Below are 20768 nucleotides of genomic sequence, written 5' to 3'. Positions count from 1 at the left end.
GACTTTGCTAAGTCCTTTGCTGAGGACTTCACTGAAGCCGGGCCACCGGTTTCAGCGGGCCGGTGAGGATTTGGTCCCGATAATGAGCACCGGAAGAGCGCTGAGACCGATTGCCGCCATGGACGCGAAGGTGAGAACCAGCGAGCGGTCCGCCAGGAAGCCGCCGAAATTCGCCGCAAGAAATATCCCCCCGTTAAACATGAACTGAAACAGAAGAGCCATTCGTGCCCGGAAGTTGGGTGCTGATCTGTTGATCAGTTCAGCCTGAAGTACGGGAAAAAGTACACCGTGGGCCACCCCGTAGGCAATACCGGCGGCGATGAGCCCCATGGTGGTCTGCAAGGATGCAACCAGAAGCAGAGCCGAGGGAATCATCAGCAGAGGGACGAATAAAATACGCCGGGCAGAAAATTTATTGAACCAGTGACTTGCAACCAGCCGGATGGTGATCACTGTTGCAGGATATGCAACATAGTAGGGTTTAATCACGCCCACATCTCTGAGAAGAACCATATCCGGGAGGAATCCCAGCATGGTGCCGAAACCGGTTCCCAGGATTAATGCAAGATACAGAAACGGGTAGATTGACCTGTTTTTCAGTGCATCAAGAAAATCCCGGGGTTTGGGTTTTTCATGACCCAGGTCCGGCCGTTTTTCCGGAAAGATCAGTGAAGAGACCGCCGCAACACCAAGTGCTCCGGAGGCGAAAATGATAAATGCCGGGAACCCGAAACTGTCGAACAGCCATTCAGAGGTGGATACCCCCGTCATGGCTCCCAGCTGACCCAGGACTCCGAACAGGGCATAACCTCTGGATCGCTGCTCAGGGGGCAGCACATGACTGACTGCAGCAGTTAAGCTGACCATGGTAACGGTGATCATTCCGCCCTGAAACAGACGGGGAATTGCGAACAGTCTGGGATCGGAGGGTTCAAGAAAATAGCAGAGCGCACTGAGACCGTAGATCAGATAGCCGGCCATGAGAATATACTTCTGCCGGAAATTATCCACAAACAATGCCAGCAGAGGCATAAACAGCATCCCCCCCAGACCGGTGAAGCTCATGATGAACCCGGAGGTACCGGGAGAATATCCCAGAAGCGAAAAATGCTTGGGCAGGAGGGTAAAACTCTCATGTCCCGCCACGCCTGCATAGAGGGCAAATGCCAGGAAAATAAATCCGAAACTTAACGAATGCCGTTGACTCATAGCGGGAGTATAGACCAAGGCCGGGGCGAAATCACCCCCGCCGGGGGCATTTCTTCATCCCCCGCAGGGGAAAACTTGACGCAGGATCTGAGAATACTATGCTTAGAGGATAATCGGCGTAAAGAACAAATCTCCCGGAGGTGGACATGCCCGTTGGAACTATCGGAAAACACAGAAATTCATCAAGTATCGAGTATGCAAGAAGCATACGGCGAAATGTTTCACCCCGGCAGTGGAAAAAACCGGTGAAGCTGTTCATCCTTATTGTACTGATCACTGCAGTGCTGGCCTCTGCGCTTGTATTCTGGGTTATCCGGCGTCCCTTTCCCCGGTACCGGGGGCAATTCCAGATGTCAGGCCTGGGTACGGAAGTGGAAATTTTCCGGGACTCCGACGGCGTACCCCATATTTTCGCTGACAGCATGGAAGATGTAATGTTTGCCCAAGGCTTTGTCCACGCCCAGGACAGGTTCTGGCAGATGGAATTCTGGAGACGCACCGGACAGGGGCGGCTCAGTGAAGTGTTCGGCGAGGATTTGCTCACCACCGATATGTACCTCAGAACGCTGGGCTTTGCGGAGGTTGCAGCCAGGGAATATGAGCGGCTGGAGGAACCCTATAAATCCTGGCTGGATTCCTACGCCAGGGGGGTGAACGGCTACATTTCCGAAAGGCGGCCCGGGCAGCTGGGGTTGGAGTTCGCAGTCCTGGGGCTCATCGGCACGGAGCTGGAAATCGAACCCTGGACGGGAGTACACAGTCTGACCTGGGCCAAGATGATGGCTCTGGATTTAAGCCAGAACATGAGCCGGGAAGCACGGAACCTTCGGATTATCCGGGACGGCGGGCAGCAGCTGCTGAATGCTTTTATCAGCGAATACCGGGAGGATATGCCGGTTATCGTTTCTCCTGAAGAGCTTGAAAATTTCAGACGGCAGTGGGGGGTGGATCCCCGGCAATTTCTGAATGACGATGGGAGCGCCGGACCGGCGGAGGAGATCAGCCTGTACAGCGGCTTTCAGGGAATAGGGTCCAATAACTGGGCGGTATCAGGATCACTGTCCCGGAGCGGTTCCGCGTTAATTTCGAATGATATGCACCTGGGGGTGCAGATGCCGTCGATCTGGTATGAAATCGGCATGCATATTAATCCCTCTTCCCCTTCCGGTGAAGAGTACGATGTCCGGGGGTACTCCTTTGCGGGAGTGCCTGGCATTATTTCCGGTCAGAACCGTCATATCGCCTGGGGAATTACCAACGTGGGCGGGGACGTGCAGGATTATTCTCTGGAGAAAATCGATCCCGGAAACCGCAACCGATATCTGGATGAAGAGGGTAACTGGAAGACCATGACCCTGAGAGATGAGGTGATCAGAGTCAGGGATCGGGATGAGCCGGTTTTTCTTACCGTGAGATCCACCGACCGCGGGCCCGTGGTGTCGGATTTACCCTTCCTCTCGGATTTGGGAAGTTATGATATTTCTCCCGATGAGCAGTTTCCCCGGCGGGTGGCCCCCGGGTTGTTTCCCTCTCCTGGACTGCTCTCAGGCCCACAGCCATGTTCCGGTCGGTGATGAATGTGAACCGGGCGGGAAGCATGGAGGAATTCCGGAACGCCCTGAGAGACTGGGATGTACCGGGACAGAACTTTGTGTACGGAGACGGAGAGGGAAACATCGGCTATCAAACTACCGGAAAACATCCGCTGCGCAGCAGTCATGAAGGCCGTTCCCCGGCGGTTCCATCCGCAGGTGAAAAATGGGAGGGCACTGTCCCTTTCGACATGATGCCCGGGCTGTATAATCCGGACAGAGGATTTATCGTAAGTGCAAACAATCCTGTGGCTGACTCCGGGTACGAGTTTCTCATCGGTTCGGAGTTTGCAAACGGATACCGGGCGCTGCAGATTGAAAATCGCCTGAACGAACTTGGAAATACAATAGAGATCGATGATCTGAAATCGGTGCATGCCGACGTGTACAGCCTTCATGCGAAAGAATTTGTTGTACAGATGCTGGAAGCGGATGCCGAAACCGCCGCAGACGGGTATGCAAAATATGAAGAATGGATCTCATCTCAAAACGGAACCCGGGATGCAGCGGATACATCAGAGAAAAAACTCCGCAGTCTGGAGAGTCTGGTTGAGGATGTGCTGGATCTCTGGCGGAATTGGGACTTTACCATGGAAGCGGACAGTCCCCAGGCTCTGGCCTATGCCTATGTGTGGCGGGAGCTTATTCTTAATACCATGGAAGATGAGTTTCCGCCGCCAGGCAGCGTACGGGGAAGCATCAGCGACTATGAGTCATTTTTTCATATTCTGTTTTCCGATCCGGATCATCGGTTCTGGGATTACCGGCCCAGCGATGGGGCTGAGAACATGAAGGATATCATCTCCCGTTCACTGGCTGAAGGAGTGAGCAAAGCTGCGGAAGAGCATGGTATGAACCCGGACAAATGGAAATGGGGCGATGTCCATGGGGTGGAGTTCAGAAATGCCACTCTTGGGGAGTCGGGAATTCCGGTGGTTGAACGGCTTTTTAACAGGGGGCCCTTTCCGGTTCCCGGCCACGGCAGTACGGTGAATGTGACCCACTGGTCACTGAACAGGCCCTTCGACGTTACTTCCATAGCCTCCCAGCGCTCCATTCTGGACGCGGGAAACCCGGATAATTCACTGTTTATTCACCCGGGAGGGCAAAGCGGACATCCTTTTCACCGTCATTATGATGATTATATTCCCGTCTGGGTGAATGTTGAGTATCATCCCGGACGATTTTCCCGGGGCGCTGTGGAGGCTGATGCGGGATCCCGGCTCATTCAGCTTCTTCCGGAATAGTCAGGTGTTGGGGAAGGAACTTCAGGCCTGTATCTGGATGTGCTGAATAGAGTCGTTTTCCGAGAATATATGCCCCATACGGATCTGCTTGGTACTGAGGTATCCGCGGTTTTGCTCAACCGCCTTGATCACAATGGGGATTCTCCGGGTAATGGTGACCCCTTCCTCTTCCAGCCCCTTGAATTTCAGGGGATTGTTGCTCATGAGCTGGATGCTTTCCACTTCCAGGAGGCGGAGAATTTCTGCCGCAATATCGTAGCTTCTTCCATCCACCGGAAGTCCCAGATGAGTGTTGGCATCCACCGTATCCAGACCCTGATCCTGAAGATGATAGGCTTTGATCTTGTTTAACAGGCCGATATCCCTGCCTTCCTGTTTCAGGTAGATAACCAGCCCCCGCTCCTGTTTCCCGATATAAGCCAGGGCGGCCTCAAGCTGGTCACGGCAGTCGCAGCGCAGGGAACCCAGCACATCGCCCGTATGGCATTCGGAATGCACCCGGGTAGGGATGTCGCCGAATCCCTTTATATCGCCCCGTACAATGGCGGTGTGCTCCTTCCCGTTGCCGTGTTCAAGAAATCCGTATATCCGGAAATCTCCGAAACGGCTGGGCAGCTGTGCCGAATCAATTAAAGAAATCTTAGCTGTGGGCTGCATAATATCTCCTCTAAAACACCAATGCCGGCGGGGCCTGGCATTCATATAAAGCTGCAACCATATAAAGCTACATACATATAAACCTACAAGCAAGAAAAACAGGACGTAGAACCGTCCCAGCTGATATAGTGTGAATGTGGAAATACTTTTTGTGGTGTACGGGAATCTCGACATTGTTTCCGGCGGATACCTTTATGATCGCAGGCTCGCCGAATATCTGACGCAACGGGGCCATACCATCAGAGTTTGTACGCCCGGGGAACTTTCTGAGCAGTCTGCTCCTGAGGCCGGGCTCTGTATTGTGGATGAGCTGTGTCATCCGGATTTTCGGCATGAGCAGCAGTGGAATCGGCTTCCCGCCTCCGGGGTGAAGGTGGCCATGGTGCATCATCTGGCAGCCGAAGAGGATTTGCCCGTACCGGACCGCTTGAGACATCTGTTGTATGAACGGCAGTTTTTCCGGTTCCCGGATTATGTAATCGTTAATTCCAGGAACACCGCCGATTCGGTTCGCCGACTTACTCCGTACCGGGGGGCTCTGGGGCTGGCAATGCCCGGAAGGGATTCGGAATCAGGCCTTTCAGAGGGAGCCCGGGAGCAGACTTCTCATGGGTCAGAGAGGTTCAGACTGCTTTTTTTGGGGAACGTGATTCCCCGGAAGGGGCTTCATCACATTTTACGATATATGGAAAAATATTCACCGGCAAACCTGGAGCTTCATGTGGGCGGAAGGCTGGATGCCGACCCGGAATATTCAAAAAAGATGCAACACCGGGTGCTGAAAGGGGGGCTGGGAGAACTGGTACACTTTCACGGATATGTAGAAGATGAACAGAAACGGCAGCTTCTTCAATCGGCTCACATGCTGGTGGTTCCATCATCCCATGAGGGATTTGGCATTGTGTATCTTGAAGCCATGGGGTATGGAGTGGTTCCCGTGGCAGGGAGGAAGGGTGGAGCAGGAGATATTATCCGCAACGGAGAAAACGGTTTTCTCATTCATCCGTCCCGTCCCCGGGAACTTCACCGCATAATCGGAACGCTGAAAAACAATCCGGCGGTTCTGGGAGAATTTCAGCTGAATGCCAGGGAAACCTGGCGGAACCATCCTGGCTGGAATGAAACCTTTCGTACTGTGGCGGAGGATATGGAAATGCTTGCTGCCTCCCGTGCCGAACCATCCGAAAAGTCGGGAAACGGATGAACAGCTGCTACGGGGTGACGGACCCTGCCAGGCCGGCCCAGGCCTGATCATTCTCCCAAATCCGGATTTCCATCTCCCCGATACGTTTCAGGTCCGGATCGCCCAGCTCTTCCCTGAGCATTTGCGACAGCCGCTGAAAGAAGAATCCGCAAAGGTTCTCCAGGCTGCTGTTCACTCCGGAAAAATAGGGCAGACCATTCAGGTTAACGCCCCGAATTTCATGTATCAGTGCATCCCGAAGTCTCTCAAGCAATGCAATATCCAGTGAAAATCCACGTTCATCCAGGGATTGCAGGGTGAACGTCCATTCCAGAAGATACTCATGTTCATGGGGTGTTTTTTCATGCTCGGGAACATCTCCCACCAAGGCATGGATGGCGGTGAAATTGCCCCTTACGCCAACCCGGTACCTCCTGGTTTCTTCGTGCATTCCATGTGTATGATCTTTCATCTGTACCTCCAGAGCATATTCGTATCATTCAAGGGGGTCTTCAGCGGGTACCCCGCTTCTTACCCCTGTCATCGCTTTCTTCACAGACCGGGTGCGGTGGGACGGTCAGGATAATCGGGAATCAGCAGAGGGAGACCCAGCAGCTCGTCAGATTTCAGTAGGGCAAATGCCTCCGCTGCCTTATCCAGAGGAAATCGATGGGTAATTACATCATCCACGGGAATTTCTTCAAGCAGCCTGATCACTTTCTCCATTCTCCGGTCCTTGTTCCAGTTTGATCCCATGTGACGGCCCATACTGCTCACCTGACTGCTGATCAGTTTAAGTCTGCGCTTATGAAAATCCCTTCCCAGATTTACAGATATCTCCCGGTCACCATACCAGCTTGCCACGATGATGCGGCCTTCAAATGCGGTGTGTTCCATGAGTGGGCTGAGTGCCAAAGGATTTCCGCTCACCTCTATGGAAATATCAGATTGAGAAATCCCCTGAAAATCTCCCTGGAACTCTCCCGGCAGGAACCACCGTTCTTTTCGCAGGTCCGGATCAATGATGTGAAGTTCCACTCCGGGAATGGATCTGAGAATCCGGGCGCAGAGGGTGCCCACCACCCCGGCCCCTGTAATCAGAACCCGGTCTCCGGGCTGCACTCCGCTGTCATGGATGATTGAGAGTGCAGTCTCCAGATGGGGAATAAACAGGGCCTGATCCGTTGTCAGTGTATGGGGGAGCGGAATGAGTGCATCCCGGGAGATAACCATGAAATCTCCATGGGGGGCAAAGGCAAAGTAACGTCGGCCATCTTCATCCTGCACAACATTGATATAACCGTAGCTGAACGGGTAATCCAGAACTTCGTCGGTAAAATCCATGTCGGGGTTCGCCGCCGCACCACGCTGAAATCGTCCCAGATAGAAATTCCGCTCTGTTCCCGGGCTAATGGCGCCGGCCAGGGACTGCACCACCACTTCTCCGTTTTTCGGCCGGCGTAATTTCTCCTTTCGAAGCTCCACCCGGGCGATGCCGGTGAAGTACACCATTCGCACAGGGCTCCCTGCCCGGGGGAAAGGCGCCGGTTTTTTTACCTGCTGTTGAGAACCCGGAGTGAGTTTTGCATTATCAGCGGAGGCAGATTCATCAGCTGCGGCAGAATTCGAAGGACCGGCTGGAACCGAACCTTTCTGCTCCGGAGGAGCAGGATTCTTCATGTACCAGACGGCTTCCCGGCCGGTAATCCGGATATCTTCAATTTCGGGACGCAGCAGCTTTTTGAGATCCCGGATTCCCAGGTCTCCCACGGCCTCAATTCCCGAGCCCATGATTTTTCCCACCGACACCACCGTCAACCGGTGCCAGAGGCCGAGACGGATGAGAGATGTTATAATTCCTGAGCCCCCTTCCACCATGAGTCGGGTGATTCCCCGGTTCTTCAGGTCCCGGAGAAGCTGATCCAGGTCCAGCCCGGGGGCGTGTCTGAAATGTTCGCCGGCGGTTTCCGGGGAGAGGGGGATCAGTTCAATGCCGGCATTTCGGAGAAATTCGGCCTGTTGATGCTGACCCTTCAGATGCTCCGTACTGCAGTACACGAGGGTGTTTACGCTGCCTGCGGTTTGAACCAGCTGTGAATCGGCGGGTAATCGAAGCCGGGAATCCACAATTACCCGGGTAGGGTCTGTGCAGCCGTCCAGCCTGCAGGTCAGCAGGGGGTTATCTTTCAGAACGGTGCCGATTCCCACCAGAATGCCGTCATGTTCCCGGCGCATCGCCTGGTTCATTTCAAGGCTGGCTTCATCACTGATATATCTTGAGATGCCGTTACAGGTTGCAATGCGGCCATCCAGGGTCTGGGCAAAACTGATGGTAATTTGCGGATATATCGATTGAGATTTCATTGATGCTGCTCCTGCTCCTGTTTCCTGAACCGGAGGAAGAAATATCCGGAAACACCCCTGTTCTGAAGACGCTTCAATGCCGTACCGCCGATGAGATTATCTGTCCAGGGAGTCTGAGTCTTCCGGAGACGGAGGAGGGCAACCAGGGCTGCCGCCGCAGCGGTTCGTGCACGGTGAGCCTTCATATATGAACTGAGATCTTGTATCTCAACACAGATGAACCCCGCATGTTTCATCAGACTGATATAATCTTCAAGATAGGTAAATCCGCCGGCATACCAATGCTTTGTGAACTGCCGGATGAGTTCATCATTCCCATTATCCGACACGTGGTCACCATTCGAACCATGCTCATGCTCCGATCCATGGCTGGTCCGGGATCCCACCAGGAAGTCATCGATTATTGCCAGAGTGGAACCCGGTGCAGAGTATGATGCAAGATTTTCCGCCAGTTTCCCATGGTCGGGATTATGCTGAATGCTTTCTATGGCATACATATAATCAAAAGGTGAGCGGGAATCGTACCAGCTTTCGTCCAGGAAATCGGCAGTCTGCACGTCGGTTCCCAGCTCACGGGCCATACGGCTTTGTACCGGGCTGAGGGTAATTCCCGTATATTCTGCAGGATAATGCACCTGCAGATAGCGGATGCTTCCTCCGATTCCGCAGCCCAGATCCAGAACTCTGCGGGGCTGCGCAGAAACCAGATCATCTAGAATCAGCCGGTTACTGAAGTTTTCAGCAAGTGTTGTGCTTCGAATCCCCGGCGGGAACAGTTTTCTGTGGATACTGCCCTGGATCCTGCGCTTCTTCCCAGCCAGGAACCGGGGGGTGTTGAAATTGTAATACTCCGCCACCGTATCGGTAAATGCGGGACTGTGAGAATCGGGCAGACTGATTTGCCGGCGTTCTTCTGCATTCATATACTGCTTATAGTAATGAAAAGCCGGGGCGGGGAACAGGAAAATATCACCCCGGCACTGGGCAGATAATTCCAGTGGACGGGGGGAATATCCCCTGCATATATTTACCGGATCATGTATATGAAAAATCCCGGCAGTATTCGGTGGCTTGCATTGGTATCTCTGCTCCTTCTCGGGGCGGCCTTTGTGTTGATGCAGACAGAGAGCCAGAGTGTACGGATTGGATCCGTATTGGGGATGCCCCTGTTTTTTTATCTTCTGCTTCTTCCCGGCGCCGGTATATTCGCCGCGGCTGAAAAAATATCCTGGAAGAGATTGCTGCAAAGGCCGGCAAATGTGGTGACCTTGCTTCGTCCGGGAATACTCCTTATTGGGACGGCGTGGGGTGCACTGATACTGCAAGCCGGTTTCCCCGGAAACAGCGGCAGTGTCCGGGCCTGGGGTGCATCCATCCTGATTGCCCTGGGCTTCGCTGCTGATTTTCTGGACGGCCTTCTTGCCCGGCGGGAGGCGGTAAATTACGGAAACGGTGAAGGAACGTTCGGTTCATGGCTGGATGCAGAGTCGGATGCCATAGCCATTGCCCTCAGCGGGCTCTCGCTTACACTGATCAAAGGTGATTATTCACTGTTGCTGCTTCCGGTTCTGGCCCGGCACAGCTTCTCATTATTGTTTGTGATTATGCCGGTAGAACCCCGTTTCCCCGGGTGGTATCGCATAGGATCCAAAATAAGCGCCGCCATACTTCAGTTCACCATTGCATCCCTGTGGATTTTCGAACTGCTGAGTGCCCGGTGGTTTGCCCCCTTTGCTCAGGCATTGCTGCCTGCTTCCACTCTGTTGATTCTCCTCAGTTTCAGCATTGAGACATTTTTCAGGGGCCGGGAAGCGTTGCTGCTTATTCCCCCGGGACATCGGAGAGGCCTGCTGAAATCGGTTCTTGTGTATTACACGTTTCCCCTGATAATTGCCCCGCTCAGATTTGTGCGCATGAAGCGGCTGTATCGCCGTCTTGTACCTGAGGGAGGAATGGTTTTTGACGTGGGAGCTCATATCGGCAACCGGATCCCGGTATTCCGGACTCTGGGGGCATCGGTGCATGCCTTTGAACCCCAGCCCTCCTGCAGGGCGCTTCTTGAGCACTGGTATGGGGAGGATCGGGGAGTTCAACTGCATTTTTCTGCAGTGGGGAAAAACCCCGGCAGTGCGCCCCTGTTTGTGTCCAGGGCACATCCGACTCTTACCTCCCTGGACGGTACATGGGTGGAAAATCGGACGAAGGATTCCCTCTTCAAAGGTGTGGGCTGGGAAAAATGCGGGGTAATTCAGGTTTCAACCCTTGAGGAAATGATCAGGCTCTACGGTACTCCGGATTTTATAAAAATTGATGTTGAAGGACATGAACTTCAGGTTCTTCAGGGCCTGAATACGGCGGTACGGGCTTTGAGTTTTGAATTCCTGGTGAGCGAAAAAGCCCTGGGCCTGGAATGTCTCAATAAAATAGAGGCTGCAGGGAGATACGAGTTCAATTTTTCCCCCGGCGAATCCATGCGGATGGTATTCCCCCGCTGGGCTGATTACCGGCAGATCAAAACATTTCTTGAAGAGTACGGAAAATCCAGCAGCGGAGATGTGTATGCACGAAAAATATCCTGAGAGATCCCCGGCGAATTTCAGAATACTGCGGGTTACTGCAGCAATGCTGGTTCTCCATCTCCTTCTCTCCGCCCACTACCTTGCTGTGGGATCACCTTCCCCTTCATGGCGCATCCTGATCCCTTCGGGGCCCCTGCTTATGGCTTTTGCCTGTACCATTGCCGTATCCCGGACCGGGTCCGGTACTCCGGGAAGGCGGCTGCTTCGCTATATCCTGACGATATCGGCTGCAGCGGGCTACGGTCTCAGTATTCTGAACAGCAGCGGGCAGTGGTTTTTCACCCTTTTTTACCGGGAGGATTTTTCTGTAATCCACGATGCAGTTCTCATTCCGGGGCTGTTTTCCATGCTGCTGGGTGAACCGGCCATGGATGGCGATATGCTGAGTTTGCTCTCATGGGCTGTTGTGGGGACGGTCCTGTTCCTTCTGGGAATCCTGCTTACCGTTCTGCTGTTGCGGATCGGCAGGTCCCGCAGGGGAAGAGAAAACCAGGCCGAAACAGGTTGGAAGGGCGGAGTGCTGGTTCCCGCAATCTTTTTTTTGATGGCCGTTATAGGCTTCTTCATCTTCCCGGAAACCAGGGTTCTGGCAGGTTCAGAATCCGGTTCCGGCTCTACATATGTGAGACCTGTTTCGAATACTGCTGTTCAAGTAGCTGAAAACTATGCTTTCCCGGGAATTTCCGACAAGGATATTCATCTCCTGGTGATCGAATCATACGGTTCAACGCTTTTTCTGAAGGATGAATATCTGGATGCCATGGAGTCGTCTTACCGCAGATTGGGGATGATGTTGGGTGACCTGGGGTTCAAAGTGTATTCAGGTTTTGTACGCTCACCGGTGTTCGGCGGCAGGAGCTGGCTGGCTGACTCAAGTCTGCTTACCGCAACTCAGATTTCCAGCCAGAGAATGTTCGATGACAGAGTTGCCTCTGAACAACCGGCGTTTTTTCTTCAGCTTCTTGAAAACGGCGGATATCATCGGGTATACGCTGCTCCCGGAACCTATGAATCCTGGGAGAGCTGGCGGAAAACCTTCCCTTTCGAGGAGTACTTCTTCCGCTATGATTTCGGCTATGAAGGACCTTTCGTAAGCTTTGGAGCCATGCCCGACCAGTATTTTCTGGATGTTATCGGCCGCCGGCTGCAAACAGACAGAAAAGAATTTATCATGGCCCTGCTTGTCAGCTCCCATGTACCGTTTGAGAGTGTACCGCCCTATTTTCAGGAATGGTCGTTTGACCAGTATGGCAGAGAGTACACAGAGGAAAACATCAGTATATATGATAACAACTGGCTCAGCGGAAACGAGCTGGCTGAGGGCTACCTTGCGTCCATCGATTACAGTCTGCAGTCCGCCTTGGGGTATCTTGCCCAACATGCTTCCGATTCCGGGTTGATGATCGTTGTGGGGGATCATCAGCCCCGGAAGCCGGTAAGTACGCCGGATGCCGGCTATACGGTGCCGGTCCACGTGATTCTTCCGGCAAACAGCAGCGTCCGTCTGCCTGAAGAATGGGGGCTCAGCCGGGGTCTGCATCCCGGCGTACCGTCGGCAAATGAAGTGCTGTACCCCGAAATTGCTGCCATCCCCCGTTTGATGGACCGTATACTCCACTGGAGACCTGAAATGGAGTTGATTCTTCCATGATGCACTCTCCTGAAGCAGGGCCCAGACCCGGGGTTATTGTCCTGGGGAATATGATTACCAATTTCGGGAATTCCCTGTATGTGGTGGGGCTCTTTATTTTCATTGCCCGGGATTACCCCAACCCTCTGTTTCTGGGAATGATTCAGGCTGCAGCCTATCTTCCGGTGGTGCTCTTCAGTTTCCAGGGAGGGATTCGTGCCGACAGAGAAAACCGGATCCGGATAATTTCCGGCAGCGACATACTCAGAGGTGCAGGGTTTATTTCTGCCGCACTGCTGTTCTTTTCCCGGGTTTCAATACACCCCATGCTGATTCTCATCCCCATGGTTTTATTCAATGCTTTCATGCAGGCTCGCTTTACTCCCGCGGTGATGAGCTATCTTCTGGATATCAATCTGTATATGAAAAGGCGGGGAAAACAGTCCGGTAGAATGCAGAAGGGCCCGGATTGGTTCAGTTTGAGGACGGCGGTAACACATCTGGCCAGCCTGGCGGGGCAGGGTGCGGGGGCTGTGTTGTCAGGGCTCCTGGGCATGAGCTGGCTGCTGGTGATCAGCGGAGCCGGATTCCTGTTCAGCGGATTTTGGGAACGCACCAGTGCTGATGCTCCGAAAGCTGCAGGCGACTCTGCTCACGGAGTTGGGGATGAGAATTTCTCTCTCCGGGGAGTCATGGGACACATCCGCAGGCTTCATGCCTTCCACCGCCTGGGCGTACCTGTATACCTCTACCTTGGAATTCAAGGGGTGAACAGCATGCTGGTGATTAATATGCCGTTTTTTCTGCTTCGGCGGTTGGGAGCTCCGGAGATGTTTCTTGGATTGGCCATGGCTGCACTTTTCGGCGGCAGTCTGCTCTATGCTGCTGCCGATTCTCTCCTGCTGTCCAAGGTCTCCTGGGGCAGGGGAAAAGCCGGCTTGTTCGGGCTGCTGTATGCGGGCTTTCTCCTGCTGATGTCGATGGTTCCCGGCGGTTATCTGGAGGGAAGCGGGATGATGTTCCGGGGGCTTTTTCCCCTGTTGATTCTGTTGATCTGCGGAGCCCTGCTTTCCGCAGTGTATTTAAGTACACTCAGGGAGCTGCATGCCCAAAGCGCCGGTCAGGGGAGCGGAGGGTATCTGGGGCTTCTGGAGGCCATGGGAACGGCGGTGCTCCCGGTGAGTTATCTGGTGAACTCAGCAATTGCAGGTTTGCTCCCTCTGGATACTCCCTGGTTATTACGGTCTGCATCTGCAGTGCTGTTTACCGGCATAATGATCATGATTTTGGTGAAGCGGTATTCCGGTAGTGGGAAGACATAAGCTGAAGAAGATGCGATGCCTGAGGGCAGCCGGAAAGAATCCTTTTGTGTGTGCGGGGGGCTTGCAGAGATTCCGAACCGGAGGCAGTCTGAAAACGAGGTTCAGCTCAGGCTTTTACCTCAAGTTCATCCCTGAGCCATGCCGTTGCCGAGGTTTCATTGTCGAACTCCTGAATCTCACGTTTGGAGAACATTTTCAGACTGGCGACAGTCACTTTCATCATTCCTGTTGCTCCCACAACGGCAGATTTCCTCACATAGGGATTTACTTCCTTTGAGAAATTCCGCTCATTCTTACTGCGTACGGCATTGGATTCAAAACCTTCCTCTATGACGGTGAGAAGGTTTACCGTGTCGCCCACACGCCTGATATCCGCAAGGCGAGCCTCCAGCAGTTCTTTGTGATCTGCATCAGTCATTTTTGCCGTGTAATATACGCTGATAATTGTCATGACACATATTGTACCCGGCAAATATGCTTTATGTGTAGATACTTACAGCCATTTTCTCACTACCCTTGCAAATTGCACTAATGTTTCGTACACTAATTAATATACTCTGCAATTTCAGTCAACATCGCATACAAATGATTTTAATAAAGGGAGCGTAGCTAATGTCATTAGTTGAAGTGAAAGACCTGTATAAAATCTTCGGCCCCAATCCCAAGAGGGCGATTCCCCTCATCAAGGACGGGATGTCGAAGACAGACATTAAGAAAAAAACCGGATGTACCATTGCCATTAACGGTGCCACATTCAGTATCGACAAGAAGGAAACCTTTGTGGTAATGGGACTTTCCGGAAGCGGAAAATCCACATTTATCCGTTGTCTGAACAAGCTGATCAAGCCCACAGCAGGGGCCATTCTGGTGGACGGCAAAGATATCATGCAGATGGACAGTGAGGAGCTCCAGGAGCTTCGTCGGCGTAAAATGTCCATGGTCTTCCAGAATTTCGGACTCCTGCCTCACAGAAATGTTGTGAATAACGTGGAGTTCGGGCTCGAAGTAAGCGGCGTGGACAAAGAGACCCGGAGACAAAAAGCTTTGGACGCTATTAAACTGGTCGGCCTGGACGGATTCGAATTCAGCATGCCAAGGGAATTGTCCGGTGGTATGCAGCAGCGGGTCGGGCTGGCCCGGGCCCTTGCCAACGACCCTGAAATTCTTCTTATGGATGAAGCGTTCAGTGCACTGGACCCGCTCATCCGTACTCAGATGCAGGATGAACTGCTTGAACTTCAGGCGAAGATGCACAAGACCATCATCTTCATTACCCACGACCTTGATGAAGCGTTGAAGCTTGGTGACCGTATTGCAATTCTCGGACCCGACGGCCGTGTCCGCCAGATCGGAACTCCTGAGCAGATTCTTTCAGATCCTGCCGACGATTATGTGAAAAAGTTCGTTCAGAACGTGGACAGAACCAAGGTTATCACTGCCAGTTCCGTGAAGCACGGATGCCCCACCCTGAATATCCAGAAAGACGGTCCAGAAGCTGCTCTCCGCTTAATGGAAAAGGAACATATTTCCCACGCCTTTGTGGTGGACTCTGAACGGGTTCTCCAGGGGATTGTGTCAGTAGAGGATGCAGTGGAACTGAAGAAGCAGAAGAAAAAAGACCTGACTGAGATTCTTACACACAACGTATACACCGCCGGTCCGGAAACCGCCGTCTCGGATCTGCTTGCAACGGCTCTTGAGTCCAGATTCCCCATTGCAGTAATCGGGGATGACAATAAGTTTCACGGCATTGTGGACCGGGCAGCCATTATCGCGGAAGTGACCAATGACGATGAGGAAGCGGAAACTCCCACGGTACTGAGTGAGGTTATGGAACAGGCCGAGCACGATGCAGAAGCCGGCCAGGAGTAAGGAGCGATTTACATGGATAGAATACGTGAAATAATTGATATCGGAAAAGGATTTGAGACAGTAATCGACTGGCTCACGGAAAATCTGGGGGGATTCTTTGATGTAATCTCCAACCTTGTGGACGGTCTTCTGAATGGTGTGAACTGGGTGTTTCAGTTCCCTCCCCAGTTTATTATTATTATTCTGTTTACCGCTCTTGCTTGGTGGATTGCCAGCAGAGGGGTTGCAATTTTTACCCTGGTGGGATTTTTGCTGATCTGGTACATGGGGTACTGGAGTGAAACCATGGACACCCTGTCCCTGGTGATCACTGCGGTGTTCTTCGGACTGCTGATCGGTGTTCCCATGGGAATCTGGTCCTCAAAATCGGATTCGGTGTGGAATGTAGTCCGTCCTATACTGGACTTCATGCAGACCCTCCCTGCGTTTGTGTACCTCATACCGGCGGTACTGCTGTTTAGATTGGGTCCCATTCCCGGGGTTATTGCCACTCTGATTTTCTCTCTTCCCCCGGCAGTACGACTCACCAACCTGGGTATCCGGCAGGTTCCGAAGGAGATCAAAGAGGCAAGCCGCTCATTTGGAGCCACTCCGTCACAGATGCTCTACAAGGCTGAATTGCCGGTTGCTCTGCCCACCATCATGGCGGGTGTAAACCAGACAATTATGCTCGCTCTTTCAATGGTGGTAATTTCCGGAATGATCGGTGCCGGAGGTCTGGGTAATGTGGTTCTCAAGGGTATTACACAGCTGAGGATCGACATGGGCTTTGAAGGCGGTATCTCCATTGTTATCCTGGCTATCTTCCTTGACCGTGTGACTCAAGCCTTGAGCGATGCATCCCAGCGTCAGGAAGAAAAATAGCTCAACGTGAAACCAAGCCGGGTTGGACACAAACGAAACCCGGCTGAATATGAAGGCTGTCTGATAAGTCCAAACAGGCAGCCTTTTTTCGTCTTTGGACTGATTTCCGCTAAACTTATTTCTGTGCAATTTTATAGAATTCTATATAGTTTGAGACAATTTCCGGTTTTTCATGGATACAGCGAGAAAAATACGGGAAAATCCGGGCAAATTCTGAAAAAAAGCGGATATTGATGAAGAAAATGCTGCTGATTCCTTGATTTATCTGATTTAAATAGTTAGTATACTAATAATCAATCAATATTATTTTTAGGAGGAATATTGTGAGAAAGTTAATTGTAACTTTGCTTATCATGGCTGTAATCATTCCCGCCGCAGCGTTTGCTGAAGGTGCACAGGAAGGTGCAGAAGCCAAAGAGGTAAATCTCGTATATGCAAACTGGGAAGAAGGTGTGGCATGGACCCATTTCCTGGCAACTGTTCTTGAAGATGAGTTCGGATACGAAGTGAACCTTACCGCTGCCGACGTTGCTCCTGCAATTTCTTCAGTGGCTGCGGGTGACCAGGACTACTTCATGGAAGGATGGCTTCCCACACTGCACAGTGTATACACTGAAGGTACCGACATCGTGAGGGTCTCCAAGATCTACGACAAAGGTATTACCGGTCTGATTGTACCCAAGTACATGGCAGATGACGGTGTTACAAAGGTATCTGACCTTGCAAAGCCTGAAGTGGTTGAAAAGCTCAATGGTGAAATCACCGGAATCGATGCAGGTGCCGGTATGATGATCAAGACTGCCGAGGAACTGATTCCCGCATACGGTCTGGAAGAAGCTGGTCTGGAACTGGTTGCATCTTCAAGCCCTGCAATGATGGCGGCAATCGATGCGGCATACCAAGAAGAAGAATACATCGTAGGTATGGGTTGGCAGCCCCACTCCATGTTCGGTCGTTACGATCTGGTAATTCTCGAACAGGACGGTGAACAGATATTCGTACCCGACGATATTTTCATTCTGGGACGCCCCGGAGTTGAAGAAGATCTGCCTGTTGTATCTGCATTCTTTGACAACGTGTACTGGACCAACGAAACCATCGGTCCCCTCATGGTGCACATTGCCGATTCCGAGCTGGACACACTTGAAGCAGCCCGGGAATGGAAGAATGAAAATCCCGACGTATGGCAGGATTGGATTCCTGAAATGTAATAGAATCTTTACGTTGTACAACGTAAGATCTGTTCAGAAGGCTGTCTGAGTACACTCAGGCAGCTTTTTTTTGTCCTCTCCTGAACACAGAACGGCCTGGATGGATGCCGCAAATTTGACCGGCACTGCCTAACCTGCTATAACCAGTATTATGAACATTATCATAGTGGGAGCCGGGGTTGTCGGGTTCCAGGTTGCCCGGCGTCTTATTGATGAGGGCAAGAACGTCACCATCATTGAACAGCATGAGGAATCGGCTCGCTACGCCGGAGCACGGCTGGACTGCATGGTGCTTACCGGTCAGGGGAACGATCTGGAGATTCTTCGCAAAGCCGGGGCGGAAAAGGCTGATTATTTTATTGCCCTTACCGGCTCTGATGAGATCAACATGATATGCTGTTCGTTGGTTGCGGCGGAATTCCGAATCCCCAACAAAGTGGCCAGGGTTAGAAATGTTGAGTATATGCAGACCCAGATGGCCGAACAGCGCTATCTGGGAATTGATTATATGATCAATCCGGAAACTGAAGCTGCAAAAAATATCATACAGCAGCTGGATACAGGCGCCAGAAATTACGTCATGGTTTTTGAAAACCTGGATATACAGATTCAGCGATTCGTGGTGTCCGGCCGCTCCCCTTTTGCCAATATGGTAATTCATAAACTCCCTTCTCTTTTGCCGCTTCCCTTCATTGTTCCCGTTATTCAGCGGGAAGAACAGACTATTATTCCCGACGGATCCACGACGATTCTTGAAGGCGATGAGATGTATATTGCGGCAAAGGAAGCCGACTTCAAAAAAATTCATCAGTTTCTCGGAGAGAAGCAGGAAAGCCTGAAACGGGTTCTGGTTGTGGGCGGCGGTTCAATCGGCAGAATGGTTCTGCATCATCTCATGGGAAATGAACTGCAGGAGCAGACCTTTTTCCGTCGATTCACCCGCATGGTGCGCAGAAAAAATGCCCGCTCAGTGAGAGTGGTTGAACGGGACTATCAGAAGTGCAAGCAGATCAGTGACCGGTACCCTGACGCACTGGTAATAAATGCGGATATCAGCGAGGAAGATATTTTTGAGGAAGAACAGCTCAATGAATGTGATCTGCTGATTACCGCCACAGAGAATCCCGAGCTGAATATTGTTGCCGGGCTGTATGCCCGGAAAATCGGGATTGACCGTGCCATCACTCTTGTACGATCTGAAAATTATGCACATATCGCCAGCGAACTGGGTATCAATGTGATTGTGAGTCTCAAGGATACTGTGGTGAACTCAATTCTTAAATATCTGCTGAAAGGTAATGTGACCAGCATTCAGACAGCGGCCCGGGGAAAGATTGATTTTCTCGAGCTTCAGGTTGAGCCGGAAAGCCAGATTGTAGGCAGGACACTCCGGGAAATCCGCTTTCCACCGGAAACTCTTCTTCTCTATATTAATCGGGAAAAGAAAACCTTTATTCCCGACGGCGATGCCAGAGTTGAGGCAAATGATCATATTCTGATTCTTGCACGGAAGGAATTTGTTCCGAGGATTGAGGATCTGGTCACCGCTTCAAGCGACGGTTAATAGGGGGCTATCGTGAAGGGATTTGCCATCACCAGAGCTCTGGCAGCAATTCTCGGGATCATCGGGCTGTTCTTGCTCACACCGGTGATAGTTGCCGTTTTCGATTCCACTCCGGAATTCATTATGAGTTTTTTTCTCCCCTCCATGGCCTCCATACTAATTTCGGCAGTGGTTCTCTGGCTGACCTGGAGCTATCGGGGAGATATTAACCCCCGCAGCGGTTTTCTTCTGGTGAGTCTGAGCTGGATTCTGGTGAGCGCAGTAGGCGCAGTTCCATTTGTCCTGGGAGATGCCATACCTTCCTATACCGATGCATTTTTCGAAACAATGAGCGGGTTCACCACTACCGGAGCATCCATCCTGACCGAAATAGAAGCCATGCCCAGACCGTTTCTCTTCTGGAGAAGCCTCACCCACTGGCTGGGAGGGATGGGGATTGTGGTTCTTGCCGTTGCCCTTTTTCCACTGCTGGGGATCGGCGGGCTGCAGCTTATGAAGGCTGAAGCTCCCGGGCCTGATGTTGACCGTCTTACCAGCCGAATTACCGGTACGGCGAAGATTCTCTGGATGATTTATCTGGGAATGACCGTTCTTGAAACCCTGCTGCTGATGCTGGGGGGAATGAGCTTGTTCGATTCCCTCACTCATACCTTCGGTACGCTGGCAACCGGCGGTTTCAGCCCCAAAAACAGCAGTGTGGGACATTATAACAGCCCCTATCTACAGAATGTGATCACCATCTTTATGGTGCTTGCTGGAACCAACTTCATAATGCACTATCGTCTGCTGACCGGCAGATTCAGACTTTTATGGAGAAATTCCGAGCTGAAGGCATATCTCGGCATTTTTATCGTTACCATGCTGATCATGGGGTTCAATCTTTACCGCGAAGGGGTGTATCCGGATCTGGCTACAAGTCTGCGCTTTTCGGGGTTTCAGACTGCCAGTATTCTTACCACTACCGGATATGCCACGGCGGACTTTGCTCTTTGGCCGGGTCTGAGTCAGGCTTTGCTTTTCGCCATGATGTTTATCGGAGGCAGTGCAGGTTCCACCGGGGGCGGAGTGAAGGTTGTGAGAATCATTTCACTTCTGAAGCAGGGCTTTACCGAGATGAAATATCTCCTGCATCCCCGAAGTGTATTCACGGTGAAGCTTAACGGCAGCCGGTTGAAAAAATCTGTGGTGTATACCATCACCGGGTTTATTATTCTCTACATGTTTTTTCTCATTCTCACCACTGTTGTGGTTGCCATGGACGGGAAAAGCCTGCTTACAAGTTTTTCTACGGCTCTTGCCACCCTGGGGAATATCGGACCGGGCTTTGCCGGGGTGGGTCCCACAGAAAATTATTCATCATTTTCTCCGGCGATAAAGTGGTTTTTATCATTTATCATGATGCTGGGCAGGCTGGAAATATACACCGTTCTGGTTCTGTTTTCCCCCCAGTTCTGGAGACGCTGATTTCTTGCGC

The 20768-nt window shown here is 52.0% G+C and carries 17 protein-coding genes; 11 read left to right on the top strand and 6 right to left on the bottom strand.

The window, feature by feature from the left end; genetic code table 11:
• Positions 1 to 51: 51 nt before the first annotated feature.
• Complete coding sequence (locus L21SP2_RS16185) at positions 52 to 1209, bottom strand: MFS transporter (RefSeq protein WP_024269667.1); 1158 nt, start codon at positions 1207 to 1209, stop codon at positions 52 to 54.
• Positions 1210 to 1355: 146 nt separating this feature from the next.
• Here L21SP2_RS16185 and L21SP2_RS19125 point away from each other — a divergent pair, with 146 nt between their 5' ends.
• Positions 1356 to 2783, top strand: a complete 1428-nt coding sequence (locus L21SP2_RS19125; protein ID WP_041401766.1) for a penicillin acylase family protein — start codon at positions 1356 to 1358, stop codon at positions 2781 to 2783.
• 5 nt (positions 2784 to 2788) lie between these two features.
• Positions 2789 to 4048, top strand: a complete 1260-nt coding sequence (locus L21SP2_RS19120; RefSeq protein ID WP_280113267.1) for a penicillin acylase family protein — start codon at positions 2789 to 2791, stop codon at positions 4046 to 4048.
• Between the two features lie 21 nt (positions 4049 to 4069).
• Here the strand turns inward: L21SP2_RS19120 and ribA are convergent, their stop codons facing one another.
• Positions 4070 to 4705: a GTP cyclohydrolase II gene (ribA, locus tag L21SP2_RS16170; protein ID WP_024269665.1), complete on the bottom strand. Its 636-nt coding sequence runs from the start codon at positions 4703 to 4705 to the stop codon at positions 4070 to 4072.
• A 130-nt stretch (positions 4706 to 4835) separates the two neighbouring features.
• Between ribA and L21SP2_RS16165 the strand changes: the two genes are divergently transcribed.
• Positions 4836 to 5909 (top strand): glycosyltransferase family 4 protein, encoded by a 1074-nt coding sequence (locus tag L21SP2_RS16165; protein WP_024269664.1) that lies wholly within the window; start codon positions 4836 to 4838, stop codon positions 5907 to 5909.
• A 7-nt stretch (positions 5910 to 5916) separates the two neighbouring features.
• On the opposite strand, the gene L21SP2_RS17735 is transcribed toward L21SP2_RS16165, so the two are convergent.
• From L21SP2_RS17735 to L21SP2_RS16150, 3 genes are all read right to left on the bottom strand, one after another.
• Positions 5917 to 6360, bottom strand: a complete 444-nt coding sequence (locus L21SP2_RS17735) for a 6-pyruvoyl trahydropterin synthase family protein (RefSeq protein WP_024269663.1) — start codon at positions 6358 to 6360, stop codon at positions 5917 to 5919.
• A gap of 80 nt (positions 6361 to 6440) precedes the next feature.
• A complete protein-coding gene (locus L21SP2_RS16155) occupies positions 6441 to 8252 on the bottom strand; it encodes a dihydrofolate reductase family protein (protein ID WP_024269662.1) in 1812 nt (603 codons plus the stop codon).
• Positions 8249 to 9175, bottom strand: coding sequence for a methyltransferase domain-containing protein (locus L21SP2_RS16150; RefSeq protein WP_024269661.1), 927 nt, complete (start codon positions 9173 to 9175; stop codon positions 8249 to 8251). The genes L21SP2_RS16155 and L21SP2_RS16150 overlap by 4 nt, the downstream gene beginning before the upstream one ends.
• Positions 9176 to 9295: 120 nt before the next feature.
• Here L21SP2_RS16150 and L21SP2_RS17730 point away from each other — a divergent pair, with 120 nt between their 5' ends.
• The 3 genes from L21SP2_RS17730 to L21SP2_RS16135 are packed head-to-tail and all read left to right on the top strand — an operon-like array spanning position 9296 to position 13783.
• On the top strand, positions 9296 to 10831 hold the full coding sequence (locus L21SP2_RS17730) for an FkbM family methyltransferase (RefSeq protein ID WP_024269659.1): 1536 nt from the start codon (positions 9296 to 9298) through the stop codon (positions 10829 to 10831).
• The gene (locus tag L21SP2_RS16140; protein ID WP_024269658.1) at positions 10812 to 12482 is read left to right on the top strand and encodes a sulfatase-like hydrolase/transferase; all 1671 of its coding nucleotides are present in this window, start codon (positions 10812 to 10814) and stop codon (positions 12480 to 12482) included. Before L21SP2_RS17730 ends, L21SP2_RS16140 begins: the two co-directional genes overlap by 20 nt.
• Positions 12479 to 13783, top strand: a complete 1305-nt coding sequence (locus L21SP2_RS16135) for an MFS transporter (protein WP_024269657.1) — start codon at positions 12479 to 12481, stop codon at positions 13781 to 13783. Before L21SP2_RS16140 ends, L21SP2_RS16135 begins: the two co-directional genes overlap by 4 nt.
• Positions 13784 to 13889: 106 nt before the next feature.
• Here the strand turns inward: L21SP2_RS16135 and L21SP2_RS16130 are convergent, their stop codons facing one another.
• Positions 13890 to 14234: a SpoIIAA family protein gene (locus L21SP2_RS16130; protein ID WP_024269656.1), complete on the bottom strand. Its 345-nt coding sequence runs from the start codon at positions 14232 to 14234 to the stop codon at positions 13890 to 13892.
• Between the two features lie 161 nt (positions 14235 to 14395).
• Here L21SP2_RS16130 and L21SP2_RS16125 point away from each other — a divergent pair, with 161 nt between their 5' ends.
• The 5 genes from L21SP2_RS16125 to L21SP2_RS16105 all read left to right on the top strand — a co-directional run bounded on the left by L21SP2_RS16125 (position 14396) and on the right by L21SP2_RS16105 (position 20758).
• Positions 14396 to 15655, top strand: a complete 1260-nt coding sequence (locus tag L21SP2_RS16125; protein ID WP_024269655.1) for a quaternary amine ABC transporter ATP-binding protein — start codon at positions 14396 to 14398, stop codon at positions 15653 to 15655.
• 12 nt (positions 15656 to 15667) lie between these two features.
• Positions 15668 to 16519: an ABC transporter permease gene (locus L21SP2_RS16120; protein WP_024269654.1), complete on the top strand. Its 852-nt coding sequence runs from the start codon at positions 15668 to 15670 to the stop codon at positions 16517 to 16519.
• Positions 16520 to 16842: 323 nt separating this feature from the next.
• On the top strand, positions 16843 to 17730 hold the full coding sequence (locus L21SP2_RS16115) for a glycine betaine ABC transporter substrate-binding protein (protein WP_024269653.1): 888 nt from the start codon (positions 16843 to 16845) through the stop codon (positions 17728 to 17730).
• A gap of 151 nt (positions 17731 to 17881) precedes the next feature.
• Positions 17882 to 19294, top strand: a complete 1413-nt coding sequence (trkA, locus tag L21SP2_RS16110) for a Trk system potassium transporter TrkA (protein WP_053335734.1) — start codon at positions 17882 to 17884, stop codon at positions 19292 to 19294.
• Positions 19295 to 19306: 12 nt separating this feature from the next.
• Complete coding sequence (locus L21SP2_RS16105; protein ID WP_024269651.1) at positions 19307 to 20758, top strand: TrkH family potassium uptake protein; 1452 nt, start codon at positions 19307 to 19309, stop codon at positions 20756 to 20758.
• Positions 20759 to 20768 lie beyond the last annotated feature (10 nt).

Origin of the sequence: Salinispira pacifica (assembly GCF_000507245.1) — a bacterium.
GTDB classification, from domain to species: domain Bacteria; phylum Spirochaetota; class Spirochaetia; order DSM-27196; family Salinispiraceae; genus Salinispira; species Salinispira pacifica.
Note: the sequence above shows the minus strand (reverse complement) of the source record. Positions and strands in the feature narration are given on the sequence as shown.